We start from the raw sequence: 16,581 nt of genomic DNA, 5'->3' as shown, positions 1-16,581 counted from the left end.
TTTTTATTGCAAGCTATTTTAGAAAAATAAATTTTAAGTGTAATTTTAAATTCTGTACTATATTTTCACATACAAAAAGACCCCCAAAAGTTAGAGTTTTTATCTCTAACTTTTGGGGGTCGGTACATTTATCATCCTTTTAAATTATAAATTGGTAACTACTTTGTTTTACTTATAGTTTTACTACCCATTTTTCTATAAAACATACCGTAGCTAAGCATTCCAAGTGAAACACTCAAGACTCCTAGCCACAGATAATTCTCTTGTTTACTATTCGTTTTTGGAAGTTGGTGATCTTGATTCCCAACAGACATTTGATTACCCAGTTCACGTACCAACTCTGGTTTCCCACTTAAATCGCCAGTATTAGGCAATTCTGGTCGTGAAGGATTCAGCGGATTCTCCTCTGTTCCTAAATAACGATTCGTTACGATAAAACCAGTAGAAACATCCCCAGTTATCTCCGATTGATAGCCTGGCAGCTCTTCTTCAATAACTGTGTACTGATTCTCTACTCCTGCATCATCGTATTTTGGCAAGTCTGTAAATTTACCTTGCCACTGATTCTCTTCATTTAAAGATAACATCTCTTCAATAGGAACGCCATTTTTCATTAGCTTAATTTGCACTTCATCCGCCTTTTTCCCAATCCATTTTTTCTTAACTGGTAATTGGATTTTTTCACAGTTCGTGTTCGTGACAACAAAACCTGTTTCAGGTGTTCCTGTAATTTCTGAGCGATAATTTTCCAAGTCTTTTTCTGTTAACGTGTATTGATACTCTTCACCAAATTCATCATATTTTGGTAAATCAACAAAGGTCCCTTGCCAATTATTTTCAGCATTCAATAACAATTCTGAATTCATCAAGACATCATTTTGTTTCAATTGAATCGTGACATTTTCAGCTGCAGGTCCAACCCATTTTTTAGTGACTGGAATTTGAATTTTTTCAATATTGGTATTAGTGACAACAAAACCAGTCTCACTGTCTCCAGTTACTTCACCTTCGTAATTTGCGACAGTCACTTCTTTGATTTGATAGTTGTATTCATTTCCAGCGTCATCATATTTAGGTAAATCCGCGAATTCACCTTTCCAGTCATTATCTGCATTTAAAACTAATTTGAGCGGTGTTGTTTCAGAATCACGAAACAGCTCAATTGTCGCTGATTCACCGATTGGCCCAACCCATTCTTTAGCCACAGGAATCGTAATTGTTTCGCTATTCGTATTCGTAACCGTATAACCTGTTTCAGCAGTACCACTAATTGATGCATCATAGTTTTTATAGCCGACTATTTCAACAATCGTATACTTATTTTCAGTACCATCTGCCTGATATTTTTCTAATTCAGAAAAAGTCCCTTGCCAGTTTGTCGTCTGATCGAGTGTCAGGTAATTGCTTAACATTTGACCATTTTTAACTAAGTTGACTTGAACCCGTCCAGCAATTGGACCAACCCATTTTTTAGTCACAGAAACGGCTACTTTTTCAGTGTTAATATTGTTAATCGTGTAGCCCGCTTCTTTACTGCCTTGGATTAACGGGCGATAGTTCTCCATGTTTTCTTCGCGAATGAAATAATTAATGGCCTTACCATCGCTATTATACTTAGGTAAGTGATCAAAAGAAGCTTGCCAATTCATCGCTTCATTTATCGTCATTTCTTTTATTTTTACGTTTTTATCATTATACAGAAAAACGGTAATGGCGTCTTTTTCAGGTCCATTCCATACTTTTTTCACAGGGATACTGATTTCTTCCTTGTTTGTATTGGTAATAACAAAACCTTCTGTGGAATTCCCTTTGATACTTGATTCATAATTTTCTTGAGCAATTTCTTCTACGGTATACTTGATTTCAATACCTTTATCATCATAAGTAGGCAAGTTTGTAAATTTACCTTCCCAGTTTTGATTCGCTTGCAAAGTCAGTGAAATAGCTGTATCTTTTCCATTAGCAAACAACTTAACAACTACATCTCCACCAACTGGACCTACCCACTTTTTCGTCACTGGGATACTTGTTGAGTCCGCTCGCGTGTTGGTAACCGTATAACCCGTATCCTGATCACCTGCATAGGTTGTGACGTAGCCCGATAACTCTTCTTCTACCACAGTATAGCGAAAGAGCTCCCCTGCTGAATCATACTTAGGTAAATAGTCTATCGTTCCTTCCCAATTGTTTTCTTCAGACAGAACAATGAATACATCGGGTAACAAAAGTCCGTTTACTTGAGCGTAAATTTTAACTGAATCTTTCTTCTCACCTTGCCATTTTTTCTTAACTGGCAAATCCACTTGCTCGCTAGTTATATTCGTTACTAGGAAACCTTCTTTAGCATTGCCATCTATCAAAGAAAAATAATTCTCAAGTTTATCTTCTTTAATCGTATAACTAATTTCTTCTCCAGTTTCAGTGTATTTAGGCAAATCGGTAAAAGCACCTTGCCAATTTTTCTGACTTGTCAGCTCTAAAGATTTTGATGTATCGACTCCTTCTGCAAGTAAACGAATGATTACTTTTTCACCGACAGGTCCAAACCATTCTTTCTTAACTGGAATCGTCACTTTTTCATTATTTGTATTCGTAACAGTAAAGCCCTCTTTAGCACTTCCTGTAATTATCGCATCATAATTATCTTGCTGGATTTCTTTAAGTGTATAATTAATTTCTTGTCCATTTTCATCGTACTCTGGTAAATTTGTAAAGGCACTTGTCCAGTTTTGATTAGCGGTTAATTTTACTGAACGTCCAGTTGTTACACCATTAGAAAACAGTTCAACAGTAACTGGTTTGCCAACTGGTCCAACCCATTTTTTAGTGACTGGAATCGTAATTGACGTGCTTCTGGTATTTGTAATCGTAAATCCATCTTGGGCATTTCCGGTATAAGTTGCGACGTAACCGGCTAATTCTGCCTCAACAACTGAATAACTAATCTCTTTTCCCTTACTATCATATTTAGCTAAATCGGTAAATTCAGCACGCCAATTATTAGCCGGTGATAATTGAATCGTTTTATCTGTAATTTTATTATTTCTTTTTAAGGAAACTTCAACAGAGTCTGTCGCCTTACCTTGCCATTTTTTGATAACTGGAATACTTAGTTTTTCAATATTCGTATTTGTGATAGTTAAACCTGTATCATTATTTCCCGTCACGACAGATTCATAACCTGCTGGGACATTAACTTCTTGCACCGTGTAGTTAATCAACGAACCATCTACATTGTATTTATCCAAATTGGTAACTAACAATTGCCAATTTGAAGCTTTTTCAATGGTAACTTGGCGATTAATATCTTGGCCATCTGCATAAATACGCACATCAATACTGGTTGTTTCAGGCCCAACCCAAACTTTGGTTAAATTCAAACTGGTTTTCTTGATTTTATTCGTGATTGGGATGAGTTCTCCTGTTGTACTATTTTCTTTAATTTCAAAAGGATATTGCTTAGTTTGATCAACATCAAACTGTTCTGGTGCACTTACTTCTTTAAAATAATACTGTCCTAGCTCCATATTTTTCACATTAATTTGACCTTGGTCATCTGTTTGATAACTACCTAAAGACTGATTAGCGGCATTAAACAATTCAAATGTAATGCCTGGAAGCAAGACATCTGCTTTATTTTCTAGTGATTTAACTAAGCGGGCGCTGCCTTTTTCTGGTAAATCACCACTTCCGCCACCACCAGCACTATTATTTTCAGTGTACGATGTATTTTTTTCAATCGTTTGCTCTTCACCAGTAATTTGATAATTCGCTGTATAATCATTGGCAAATTCTTTTTTACTTAAATCATTTATATGCGTATCATAAACAAGGCCAAACTTGTGATTAGAAATTTCCTTAGCAAACAACTTTATATTAAAATGATTGCTGTTATTGGGGTCAATTTCAAGTGTTCCATATTGACTGAATTCTGCTTGACTAAGCCAAGTAAAGTTCTTATCTTTATCTTCAATAAAATATCTAAAGCTATTTGCTAACAAGGTTTGGTCGGCTGCCGAAGTATCATCAACTTCAATTAATTTTTGATTAGTTCCATTGTGAACCAATTCTTTCTTTGGTTGATTGATAATCACCTGCCAAGTAATTTTATTACTACCATCTTCAGACATATGCCCATACTTACTGAAAAATGGATAATCATCATCATTTCCCGCTTCGCCTTTTTCATAAGTAACTGTATAGTCAATATCTGGAATATTTACGCCAAAATCAGTTGTCTTAGAAATTGTGCCTTCGGTTTGACTGTCGACTCTAACTTTAAAGTAGAAATAACCCTTAACATTGATTAATTCTTCAGCTGTGCTATTAAAGGTACAAATAACTTGGTCATTTACTATTTTCGCTTCACCTAAGACTTTCCCTGTTGCCGGATCTTTCAATTCAGCAGAAGAAACAATCCCAATTAGTTCCGGGGGAAGGGACATGGTAATAGTGTCACCATTCTTAATTCCTATTCCTTCTTTTTCAGAAAATGTAACCGAAATTCCAACTCTTTCACCATTGTATAAATCAGTTTTATCCATTTTTACTGAATCAATAATTGCACCACCGCCTAATTCAGCAGCAAAAACTTGGGTACCTGTTGAAAAAAGCCCCCCTATAAGTGTAGGAAATACCATCGAAAAAATAAGAAAAAATGAAACAATTTTATTTGTTACCTTGAACACACAAACACTTCCTTTTCCACGTTTATTTTTTAATCTAAACTTACAGACTGTTCATACACAAAAAAAGAACTGACTATTTGAGAAACCCTCAATTAGTCAATTACTAATTATTTTGCTGGCTATGTAAGTTTTACTATCCATTCACATTAATGCTGTCTTTTATTTGATCAGACTATTAATTTTCGCAAAAAATGAACGAATAGTCAACTGACTTTTTCAGTTTCACATATTCTTTCAGTATCATAATTTTAATACGTTCACGCATGCCTTATAAAATAAGAAATGTCAGGAAAAAAATGATTAAAAAATGATTAAAATAACATTAGACCAAATTGGTATATTCACTATTTATTATTGAATTTAGAAATTGGTTTACTTATTTATCTTTTAATTTTCAATCTAAATACCCTTTATTTTTTAACTAACAACAATACATAAATATTATCTATCTACCTTTTCACACTCCCTCAAACACGATCGAATTCCTCAATTGGTTTTCAATTAAAATAACGTAAGAAAAAAACTGTTAAATCTATATTTAAATTTACCTCTTACTATCAAAAAAACATTTCAGTTAACTTTACGACAGATACTAATAAACATACGAAATAAATAAAATTAATAAGGCAATATTTATAACTCTCGAAATTTCGATACTACCTATTTGTGAAAGACTGACCCAAACCCCTTTATAAATAAAAAAAGTTACCTATTTTAAAATAGGTAACTCCATCTAAAATCTAATTCAGTACGTTGTAGCTGAAAGTCCAATCGCACCTTTACCTCCATGAACCGTCATTACAGAACCAATCATATCAACATGAATCTGCCTAAAACCCTGTTTTTCCAAAGAAGTTTTCAAAAGTTCAATAACTTCAGTATCAGTGCCTAAAGCATAAAAAAGATAGACATTATCACGGTTGAAATCCTGGCTTTCGACAAAATCCTTCACAAATTGTGGCGCTATTTTTTTCATCCGTCCACGATATTTTTTAGAGGCTATTAGTTTGCCCTCCACAATATCAATTCTAGGTTTCAACCGTAAAATAGCCGCTCCAATGGCCGCAGCATTTGAAACTCTACCACCTGCTAATAAAAAATCTAAAGTATCTGCCACAAAAGAAGTGTGAGTTTTTTGAACAAAATTTTCTATTTTCAGAACTAATTCTGCTACTGAATCTTGCGGATTATTCGCGATAATCTCAGCAGCTTTTAGTGTTAAATTACCTAGTCCACCTGAAACATTTTTTGAATCAATTAAATGAACCTTAGCTTTTTCACATTCTTCCACACCAATCATGGCATTTTGAAACGAACACGAGCACGCTGATGAATAGCCGATATGAATAATTTCACTTGTTGGATTTTCACCGGCAGCTTCTTCAAAAAACTCAGTATACTGATGAGGACTAACCGCATTTGTTTTAGGAATTTTTTTTGTTTCTTGATAATAATCATAAATTTCTTGAATCGGAATTTCTCCATCATAAACCGTTCGATCAGGAAAATTCACACTAAATGGAACAGATAAAATCTGTTTTTCCTCCAGTAACTCTTTTGATAAATCTGAGCAACTTTCAGTTGTTAAAATAATCTTAGCCATATCTTTCACTTTCCTTCACATCGATTTATGAATCCTCTATCTATTGTTGAATCTATTCATTCTTAATTAAAAATAAAGCTGACTATTTAGTTCAATAGCTTCTATCAAGTATACCTTAAATACTCCCCTTAAAGCGCTAAAATTAATTTTTATTTTCACCCCATACTATAGGAGCAGCTTAATAAGCCTAAATTAAACAATTGACATATACAGTCGAACGATATACAATCTATCTATACAGTTACGCGATATAAAAAATAAAGACATAGAAAAGATGTGCATTATATGAACGTTAATAAGATTCTACCACTGACTGAAACGACATTCTATATTATGATTTCACTGCTTGAACCCTCTCATGGATATGCAATTATGCAGAGAGTCGAAGAGTTAAGCAATGGGCGAGTCCGGATTGCTGCTGGCACAATGTATGGCGCAACAGAAAATTTATTAAAACAGAAGTTAATTCATGAAGTACCTAGCCCTAACGAAGATAAACGTCGCCGAGTCTACCTATTAACTGATGCTGGGAAAGAGGTCCTAAAACTTGAAGTCGAGCGACTGAAACAACTGCTACTAATTGCTGATGAGTTATTATAGGAGGTCCATATGAAAAAATTCAAACTATTCATTGATATGAAAAAAGAAGAACAGTATTTAAAAGAAATGGCAGAAAAAGGTTGGGGATTAGTTAAATATAGCGCGTATAACCGATATACCTTTGAAAAAATACATCCAGAATCTTTGAGTTATAGAATTGATTATCAAATGTTTAAGAAAAAAGGAGATTACACTGATTATCTGACTTTATTTGAGGATAGCGGTTGGAAACATATCAGCGGCAGTCAAAGTAGCGGGTTTCATTTCTTTTTACCTGAGAATGACAATAATCAAGATTTAGATATATTTTCAGATAGTCAATCAAGTAGGGAACGCTACAAACGATTGTACAATCAAGCAACAATCTGGGTAGCTTTGATGATTGTTTATTTTATTCTTCTTCAACCATCCTTTGAAAATATATCCTCTTGGTATTTAGCTCCAACTATTTGGGAATACAGTGGTTTACAGTTGGTTGGAATGATTGTTATGCAAACCTTTTTTGTTTTGATTCAATTATTTCCAATGCTCTTTTTTATGGCTAGTGCCATTATCTATGCCCTAATTGGAACCAAGGCTAAAAAATTGGCGACGATGTAGGCAACAATTGACTAATTTCTAACAGATTAAAAAATCCCTCCAACTATAATAGGAGGGATTTTCTGTATGCAAAAGATTTAAACACTTCATGATATTCGACTATTGTTTAGTAGCCGTAACTTTTTCGTCAATTCGTAAAAATGGCAGGTAGATGAAAACCGAAACTGCAATAATGATAATTTGTAAAAATGCAGCACGCCAATCACCGGCTGTCGCTAAAAATCCTGATATAACAGGTGGTGTTGTCCAAGGGATCTGTACTACAACATGGTTAATGAAACCCATTGCCGTTGCAAAGTAAGCAATTGTTAAAGAAAAAATTGGAGCTAAAATAAAGGGAATGATTAAACTGATATTAAAGACAATCGGTAAGCCAAAAATAATCGGTTCACTGATATTAAAGACAGCTGGTGTGACAGACAATTTGGCAAAATCTTTATAGTCTTGCCGTCTACTAAAAATAAAAATTGCAATCAATAACGCAATTGTATTTCCTGAACCACCCATTACGGCAAAGGTATCCTTAAAGGCCATATTAATAATATGAGGAATTTCTTCATGATTGGCATAAGCCGCCATGTTTTCTTGCATATTTTGAATCAAAAATGGATCTAATAATGAACCTGAAATCACAGCTTGATGGATACCAAATCCAAAGAATAGATTGGCAACCGAAGTAATCAATAAGAAGCCTGGTAAGCCTGTCGTCACTTTACTTAAAGGTGCTGTAACGAGCGTAGTAATCAGCGTATTTACATCGCTATGGAAAAGTTCTTTGACTAAGAAGCCAACAATCGAGATTGACACGATTGTAATCATAATTGGAATCATTACGTTAAATGATTTCATGACTGCCGGTGGAATATTTCCTGATAAATTAATTTGCAGTTTTTTATTTTTAGATAATTTAATAAATAATTCCGTTGCTATTAACCCAACAAAAATCCCAACAAACATACCTGATGCTCCAATGTAATCCAATGGAATTACGTTAGGTATTTCTAGAGCTTTTTTAGCACCTTCTGGAGTAAAAGTAGTCATCATTGGAGTTAATACCATCAACGATGAAATTGAAACTAGAATCGCTGCAATTGTATTCTCGTAATTCCGATTTTGACACATATGATAGGAAATTGCCGCAACAATTAAAAGACTTGTAATGCTCAAAGTTGCCGAAGCAATCGGCGTTCCGATTGATTGAATCTTCTCCAAAATATCGGAAGAAATAATGGAACTTAAAAATCCTGCCGGGTCAAAAATTACATAGTTAAAGAGTGTTACAAAACCTGCCAACATCATAAAAGGCATAAAAGTAGCAAACGCATCTCGTAATGTCCGTAAATGAATCTGGTTGCCCATTTTTTGAGCCACCATGCCAAATCGATCAAAAAAGCTCATTTTATTTTCCATTTTCAATCATCTCCCTAGTAAAGTTGTGATAAATCAAATTCAAAGCCATTTTCATCACTCATTTTTTTATACATTTCACCGCTTTTTTTAATGGTTCTTTCTTGTGTGGCTAGGTTCAAAGAAACTAAACCATATCGATTTTTATAAGCATTAATCCAAGACCAACAATCGATAAACGTCCAAAGGTGATAGCCTTTAATATTCGCACCCTCTTCTATCGCTTTCCAAACAAAAGCCAAATGATTTTGAATATACTCAATTCTATAGTCATCCTCAACATAGCCATTTTCATCCATAAAGCGTTCCTCATCTGCGACTCCCATACCATTTTCAGAAATAAATGATTCGATGTTGCCATAATTATCTTTGATATCCATACATAATTCATAGATACCACGCTCATAGATTTCCCATCCTCGATAATGATTCATCTTTCTACCTGGCATAATGTAGGGTTCAAAAAACCAATCAGGTAAAAATGGTCCTGCTGGATTAATACTTGTTAAACGTGCCTTCACCCTTCTTGGCTCGTAATAATTTAGCCCTAATAATTGCGCAGTATTATTTTGAATAATTTCCAAATCAGATGCTGAATAAACTGGAAGCTGATCGTGCTCCTTCAACAAAGCAACTAATTTTTTTGGAAAATGACCTAATACCATTGGATCTAGAAAACTTCGCGTATAAAATTGATCCGCAATCTCAGCAGCTTCAACATCAGCGGGGTGCTGACTTCTAGGATAAGTTGGACTCAGATTTAAAATGACTCCAATTTTACTTGATAAGCCTAGCTTTTTAAACTCTTCTATCGCCCGTGCATGAGCAAAAATTGTATTAAACGCCGCTTGAGCGCCTCTTTTAAAGTCAACAATATTTGGATAATGAAAACATTCTAAATAGGTGCCTAGAATTGGTCCCAAAGGTTCATTAAAGGTAAACCACTGACTAACTAAATCACCAAATTCTTCAAAACAAGTCTTGGCAAATCGAACATAGGCTTCCACTACTTCTCTCGATTCCCAGCCCCCTTGATCTTGTAAAGCTGCGGGCATATCGAAATGATACAAATTCGCAAAGACAGCGATACCGTTTTGATTCATCTCAGTAAATAGCGACCGATAAAATTCAATCGCTAACGGATTAACTAGACCGACACCGTCATCTGGAAACATTCTAGCCCAAGATATTGAAACTCTAAATGAGTTGTGACCCGTTTCTTTCATTAATTGAACATCCTCTTTATAACGGTGAATATGATCTGTTGCAATTTCTGAACTCACTCGATTATAAAAACGATTGGGTTCTTCTTTGAACCAGCGCTCCCAAATTGTCTCAGCTTTACCTGTTTCCCCACGACCTTCAGCTTGTTCTGCAGACCAAGCGGATCCCCACCAAAAACCATCGGGAAATTGTATTCTTTTATTTTCCATTTACTCGTCCTCCTATAGTTACAAAATTAAGTTAAAAAATTAAATTAAAGAAATCCTAATCACCGTCATCATAACACCGCTTTCAAATTGAATCTATCCTTATTTCTAATTTAGCTAAAATCTCTTCCAAAAGGATATATCTTTGTTTTCAGGACAACTGTTTATGCTATACTAGTAGTAAGAATCCGTTATATAATCGAAAAAAACATATACTTATAGCTATACATTTAAACAGGAGGCCTCCTTATGGACAAAACATATAAATATATCGAAGTGTATCAAGACATCAAAACTAAAATTGCTTGTAATGAATATGTAATTGGTCAAAAAATCCCCTCTGGGAGTGAGCTTGCTATTCGCTATGGTTGCAGTAATTTAACTGTAAAAAAAGGCCTAGATATGTTAGTTAAAGAAGGCGTTTTACGTAGACGAAGTGGATTTGGTACAGAAGTTTTAAGAAAACCGATTGAGCGTTCGTTAGTTTCTGGACCCAATATTGGCTTACTAAATGTTTTAGGGGAAGAGCATGTTGATTCTAAAATTCATAGTTTTGCCATTGAACAACCTTCGAAAAAAATAGCGGAAACTTTGAAAATTTCAACCTCTGACTATGTGTATCACATTGTGAGAAGTCGCTACGTTGATTCCAATCCTTATTCCATTGAGGAAATTATTATGCCTTTAGATTTGATTCCACATTTACAGCCCAAGCATTTGAAAGCTTCTATTTATAAATACATCGAAAACGAATTAAAGTTAACTATTAAAACATCGCATATCCGTATTCGCGGCGACAAAGCTAATGAATTCGATGCTCTTGTACTTGAAATTAAACCTGAGCAATTTATTATTGAAGTTGAAAAGATTGTTTATCTAGATTCTGGTATGCCTTTTGAACATTCTATTACCCGACATCTTTATAACGACTTTGAATTTGAAGCTGTTTTTGTTGAAAATTAAAACCTTACTAACACTAATACCTGAAAAAAGCACTTAAAATTCATTTCAAAAAAAGAGAGGCTGTTATTATCCGACCTCTCTTTTACATATTTACTTATTTTAAACATTTCATTAATTCCTAAAAAAGTCCATATAAGATGCATACATAGGAACATAATAATCCGTTAAGTCGTCTCCTATCAACTCCAAAGGTTCAATTATTTCAACCGAATTAGCAAAAATAACAGTAGGAGCTATCATAAATGTTGCTAAAATAAAAATTCCTATTAAATTTACTTTTAATTTATTCATATAATTCCCCTTTTTTTGTATCATAAAATAAATCAACTTTAACTATATCTCCAAATATAGTTGTCGGATCAGTTTTTTGCTCAATAAATGTTCCTTTTTTAAAATAAAGATAAATAACTTCACCTTTATTAGGAATTTGATTTTTTAATTGATTTTTTTTCAAGGCATAGCTTGAGTCAATAGTCATCTCTAGTTTACTTTTAGGCATATCCTTCGACAGCAATAAAAAATATGAATTTTCATCTTCAATGACATCAGCAATAAAATATTCTTTTCTATCCAAATCATTCAAATTAATCTCATTTTTTTCTAACTTACTCAAACTTGTTTTAGGTTGACTATAGTTTGAAATCGTAATAAAACAAGTTAAGAAGAAACAAAAAATTATTAAAATTCTTTTTTTCACAATTTTCCTCTTTTTCTTTGAAATAGATTCACCTTCTAAAAAAGTATTGTTTTTTAAAATTTAATCGAATTATAATTCGAATATAATAATAACTTACGGAATTTAATTTGTCAATACTCATTTTTATTAATTTTTATTTTCTCCCTCAAAGCAATTTTAAACTCAGCAGATAGCAAAAGAACTACCCATATAGTACGAGGCTGCTGAAAAACTCATAAAATAACAAAACAGAAAAAGCATGAAAATTTAGTTCCCAAAACAATTTAAAAGAAGAGTTTTCATTGGGGATGAACCTTAATATTCTATTAGTATTTACTATACTAGTGGGAAAAAATAAAAAGTCCGAATTTTCGGTTAAGAAGATTCGGACTTTTTCAGCAGCCTCATATAGTACAGGTAGATTTGTTACGTTACTCAGTATCTTCTATTACAAAAGGAACTGTTGTTGCAAGCACCTCATCGTGTTGCCCAATAAATTCATCACGCCAACAAATCACTAACTGTTTCTGCTGATTGATAGTCAACGATTTTACCAAATGACTCATTTGCTGAATGACCAATTCACCTTGACTAATTTTAAAAATAACAGGAATTAAATCACCAAAAGGAGCTTCCTCCATTTTAGGTAGTACTACATAATTAGCCTCATGATCTTCATAACAAATTGTGTTCGCATTCATTTGAATACTCCATCCTTCAATTAATTCTTTTATCATGTCTATTCTCCTCCTAAATTCTAGTTTTTACTTTCCTTTATACCCTAATTGTAGCTAGATTAGCTAGAAAAATCTATTAAAAAATAACCCTCAATCTTCATTCAACTCAGATTGAGGGTTATAAAACTCTTTTTCAATTAAAAGAATAGTAAAAACAGGCGGCTCCCAACAAGAAAAGTAAGATTAATCTCAAAATCTCCAAACGATCCATGCTTCTTTTTGACACGGTCTCAACTGAATGGTTAGGATTTATTTTTTTCGTCTCATAATTAGCACTGGCCGATAGAAAATCACCAGATGGGGTTAAGCAAAGAAACAAAAAAATGTATACAAATCCTGAAACCAATAATGTCGGAAACTGCCATACTTGGTTTGCTATCCATCCAACAATAAATGGTGCAACCAATAATCCTCCTAAAAACCAAAACTTTTTCATTCTTCTCCACTCCCCTAAACATGCTCTACTAGTTTAAACTAGTATATCTCTAAGGAAAAAGAATAGCAATCCTATCTATTTCTACCAGATTTTTATGCCAAAAATTTCTTTTAAGCCTGATAAAACTAAGGTTGGAATCGCAGGAACAAATAATACGAGTAAATAAATGTTTAACGATAAAGGTGCTGTTCCCATCACTGTATTAAAGAATGGGATAATCGTCACTAAATAAGAACTAATCCCCGCAAATAAGACTGCAGCTATCAAATGCTTATTTTGAAACGGATTTCTTCTAAATAGTGTTTTTGAACTACGTGCATCAAATACATGCCATAATTGGCCATATACCAGTGTTAAGAAAGCCACTGTTTGTGCTTGGTTACCTGATAAGCCACTTTTCGCTGCCCAAACAAAGGCTAAAAAGACTGTTAAACCCATGACCGTTCCACGAATTAATACACGTGACCACGTATAATTTGCCAAAACAGATTCCTTTGGATCGCGTGGTTTCTCATTCATAATATCCGACTCAGCTACATCATATCCTAATGAAAATGATGGGATGGCATCACTTACCATATTGACCCAAAGAATCATTAAGGCTGTCAACGTTGGTGTTGAAGCTGAAACTTGTCCGATACCAGTTGTAAAGAATAGTAAACCAATTAATAAAGAAAGAACTTCAGCAACATTGGTTGTTAACTCATGACGAATAAAGTTTTTTATATTCGCATAAATCGTTCGACCGCTCTCAACAGTTTTTTCAATAGTCGTAAACTTATCATCTAATAAAATTAAATCAGCTGAATCTTTTGTCACTTCAGTTCCAGCAATTCCCATTGCTATCCCGATATCTGCTGCTCTTAAAGCCGGAGCATCGTTGACACCATCACCAGTCATAGCAACAATTTCACCATGCTTTTGTAATTGTTCAACAATTCTTTGTTTGTGCTCTGGTGAAACACGCGCATAAACTTGTGTATCTTTCACACGTTGGAACAACTCTTCATCAGACATTTTTTCGATTTCCGCACCTTTGATTGATGGTGCATCCACTGAATCAATAATCTTTAAATCATAAGCAATTGCCTTCGCTGTTGCTTCATGATCTCCAGTAATCATCACAACTTTGACAGAGGCTTCTTTCAACAATTCAACTGAAGCTCTAACTTCGTCTCTTGGCGGATCAATGATCCCTGCAATTCCCGTCACGGTAAATCCAGTTTCAAGTTCTTCTACAGAACCTGTTTCAGCTTCTTCTTTTGAAATCACTTTTTCTGCTACTGCCAACGTACGCAATGCTTCGTTAGCAAAAGATAATGTTGTTGTATCTAAAAGTTCTTTTACATCACTCGTGTCAACAAGATTGCCATTTTGTAACGTAAAGCGACTTTTTTCAATTAAAATATCTGGAGCACCTTTTGTATATAATTTATACTCATTATTTTCTTTTACAATGACACTCATCATCTTACGACTACTTGTAAAAGGCAATACACGGTAGATTTCAATTCCTTGCTCAAGTAAAGATTCTTTCTTAAGTTGGGCTTTTTCACCTAAAATAGTCAATGCTACTTCTGTTGGATTACCAAACGGTTTATATTTCCCATCAATAAACTTCACTTCAGCTTCATTACACAATACCGCACCTTTAACAAAATCATGATAACTTGGTGCATTTGAATCTGTACTTGTAATTTCGCCCTCTGGTCCATAGCCTTTACCAGAAACAGAATAAATTGTACCATTTGCGAAAAATTTGATGACTGTCATTTCATTTTTTGTTAATGTTCCTGTTTTATCTGAACATACATATGATGTTGCACCTAATGTTTCAACACTGCTTAGGGATTTGATTAAGCCTTTATTTTTAGCCATTTTGCTAGCTCCAATTGTTAATACAATAGATAAAACAGCTGGCAAAGCATCTGGTATTGAAGCTACCGCTAAAGCAATTGCCGTTGATAAGACACTACCGACAGCCGAAAAAGTTAAGACTCCGGTTGCTTGGTAGGATTGGAACAAACCAACCACTAACGTAAAGACAACCACTACACCTGAAATAAGCATCAATGATCTGGTTAATTTTCCAACCGTCATTTGCAAAGGCGAAGGTTTTGACTCAACATTTTGAAGCAACTCCGCAATTTTACCTAACTCTGTTTGTTGTCCTGTTGCCACAACAATCCCAATTCCACTACCATTTGAGACAGTTGAACCTGAAAAGCCCATATTGGTTTGATCTCCAACTCCAACGTCACCTTCTAAAGCGTCAATTTGTTTTTGGATAGCATCTGCTTCGCCAGTTAAATGCGATTCAATGATTTGCAGTTCTGACGTCTCTAACCAACGGATATCTGCTTCAATAAAATCGCCGACATTGACTTTCACAATGTCTCCTGGAACTAGATCCACCGAATCATAATGTCCCCAATTTCCATTGCGCATAACAGACACTTTTCGATTAGATAGTTGTTTTAGAGCATCTAAACTTTTTTTAGCACTGATTTCTTGCCAAAAAGAGAGTGTTGCATTAATTAAAATCAAAATTAGAATCGCTGTACCTTCATAGATAGCTTCAGTTCCATGTTTGATATCGCCCTTAATTTGCAAATCATAGTAAGCACTAAAAAAAGATAAGACAATCGCACCCATTAATACAATGACGATTGGCTCCTTAAAACTACGAAGAAAAATTCTCCAATACGGATCTGCTTTTTCTTCTTTAAGTTTATTCTCGCCAAATTTTTCTCTATTTGCTGCACTTGATGCATCAGTTAAACCTGACTCAATCGTGACATCAAATTCTTTCAACACCTCGTGTTTTTCCTTTGTATAATACTTCATCCAAACATTCCCTCCATTTATGTTTCTTTCAAATTAAACACAAAAAAGAGCGCAAGCAATCAAGATGTTCTCCTCACCCTTGGAGAACTATGTCTTGAAAGCTTGCGCCCAACCTAGTTTTTTTGTATTTACTTGTATTACTATTATACCACTTTTTTCACTATTTATTTTAAATTATGAGAAAATTCTAGTTAAAAAATGAAAAATTTTTTTATTCACTTTCTCCTTCTCTTTTAAGATGTTTAATAAATAGTTTTAGTGTAACCTTATAGCGTAGAACTGAGTTATTTAAACAGTTCTACAATATTTTTTTAATATGCAAAAAAACAGGTAATTTCTAGATAAACTCCATACATACTCCAGATTGTCTTGATAAACTAAAGTCATCAGAAATACATATGAATTTATAAAGAATGGAGGTCTTGATATGGCAATTCTAATTTTAGTTGGGGCATTTGTTTGTTATTTTTGTTTTAGTATTATTGAGAAGATGGAAAACTAAAAAAGGGAAACCAATAATTGATTTCTCTTTTTTGAGACTGCCCTCTTACAAGCGCCTCCGCCTTATTGGCTATCCATCCTCATCAGCATCCC

General features: G+C 34.1%; 12 protein-coding genes and 1 other annotated feature. Of the genes, 3 read left to right on the top strand and 9 right to left on the bottom strand.

Translation table 11 applies throughout. From position 1 onward, the window contains the following. Positions 1-158: 158 nt before the first annotated feature. Together MHI00_RS00610 and MHI00_RS00605 are read right to left on the bottom strand one after the other, a co-directional pair. The gene (locus MHI00_RS00610) at positions 159-4,688 is read right to left on the bottom strand and encodes a Cna B-type domain-containing protein (protein ID WP_341110116.1); all 4,530 of its coding nucleotides are present in this window, start codon (positions 4,686-4,688) and stop codon (positions 159-161) included. 745 nt (positions 4,689-5,433) lie between these two features. Continuing rightward, positions 5,434-6,291: a DegV family protein gene (locus MHI00_RS00605; protein ID WP_015075207.1), complete on the bottom strand. Its 858-nt coding sequence runs from the start codon at positions 6,289-6,291 to the stop codon at positions 5,434-5,436. Between the two features lie 285 nt (positions 6,292-6,576). Between MHI00_RS00605 and MHI00_RS00600 the strand changes: the two genes are divergently transcribed. Then, positions 6,577-6,891: a PadR family transcriptional regulator gene (locus tag MHI00_RS00600; protein ID WP_010052524.1), complete on the top strand. Its 315-nt coding sequence runs from the start codon at positions 6,577-6,579 to the stop codon at positions 6,889-6,891. Positions 6,892-6,900: 9 nt separating this feature from the next. Then, positions 6,901-7,491 (top strand): DUF2812 domain-containing protein, encoded by a 591-nt coding sequence (locus tag MHI00_RS00595; protein WP_341110109.1) that lies wholly within the window; start codon positions 6,901-6,903, stop codon positions 7,489-7,491. Positions 7,492-7,590: 99 nt separating this feature from the next. Here the strand turns inward: MHI00_RS00595 and MHI00_RS00590 are convergent, their stop codons facing one another. Together MHI00_RS00590 and MHI00_RS00585 are read right to left on the bottom strand one after the other, a co-directional pair. Continuing rightward, complete coding sequence (locus MHI00_RS00590; RefSeq protein WP_322809498.1) at positions 7,591-8,901, bottom strand: PTS sugar transporter subunit IIC; 1,311 nt, start codon at positions 8,899-8,901, stop codon at positions 7,591-7,593. Positions 8,902-8,915: 14 nt separating this feature from the next. Then, positions 8,916-10,331, bottom strand: a complete 1,416-nt coding sequence (locus MHI00_RS00585) for a glycoside hydrolase family 1 protein (protein ID WP_015075203.1) — start codon at positions 10,329-10,331, stop codon at positions 8,916-8,918. A gap of 246 nt (positions 10,332-10,577) precedes the next feature. On the opposite strand from MHI00_RS00585, the gene MHI00_RS00580 reads away from it, so the two are divergent. Next, on the top strand, positions 10,578-11,291 hold the full coding sequence (locus tag MHI00_RS00580; protein ID WP_341110103.1) for a GntR family transcriptional regulator: 714 nt from the start codon (positions 10,578-10,580) through the stop codon (positions 11,289-11,291). 111 nt (positions 11,292-11,402) lie between these two features. Here MHI00_RS00580 and MHI00_RS00575 read toward each other — a convergent pair whose 3' ends face one another. The 5 genes from MHI00_RS00575 to MHI00_RS00555 all read right to left on the bottom strand — a co-directional run bounded on the left by MHI00_RS00575 (position 11,403) and on the right by MHI00_RS00555 (position 15,987). Continuing rightward, a complete protein-coding gene (locus MHI00_RS00575; RefSeq protein WP_315527374.1) occupies positions 11,403-11,582 on the bottom strand; it encodes a hypothetical protein in 180 nt (59 codons plus the stop codon). Beyond that, positions 11,575-11,988, bottom strand: coding sequence for a hypothetical protein (locus MHI00_RS00570; protein WP_087114852.1), 414 nt, complete (start codon positions 11,986-11,988; stop codon positions 11,575-11,577). The genes MHI00_RS00575 and MHI00_RS00570 overlap by 8 nt, the downstream gene beginning before the upstream one ends. Before the next feature lie 410 nt (positions 11,989-12,398). Further along, a complete protein-coding gene (locus tag MHI00_RS00565; protein ID WP_015075199.1) occupies positions 12,399-12,704 on the bottom strand; it encodes a hypothetical protein in 306 nt (101 codons plus the stop codon). 133 nt (positions 12,705-12,837) lie between these two features. Continuing rightward, positions 12,838-13,140 carry a hypothetical protein gene (locus tag MHI00_RS00560; protein ID WP_010052511.1) on the bottom strand — a complete coding sequence of 101 codons (303 nt, stop codon included), beginning with the start codon at positions 13,138-13,140 and terminating at the stop codon, positions 12,838-12,840. Between the two features lie 81 nt (positions 13,141-13,221). Beyond that, a complete protein-coding gene (locus MHI00_RS00555) occupies positions 13,222-15,987 on the bottom strand; it encodes a cation-translocating P-type ATPase (protein ID WP_317912788.1) in 2,766 nt (921 codons plus the stop codon). A 67-nt stretch (positions 15,988-16,054) separates the two neighbouring features. Next, positions 16,055-16,101: a sequence feature (sodium ion sensor (DUF1646 type); this cis-regulatory element may regulate processes involved in with the transportation of sodium ions), on the bottom strand. Positions 16,102-16,581: the final 480 nt, after the last annotated feature.

The organism is Carnobacterium sp. FSL E2-0243 (genome assembly GCF_038003605.1).
Taxonomy (GTDB): domain Bacteria; phylum Bacillota; class Bacilli; order Lactobacillales; family Carnobacteriaceae; genus Carnobacterium; species Carnobacterium maltaromaticum.
This window is presented reverse-complemented; position numbering and strand designations above follow the sequence as displayed.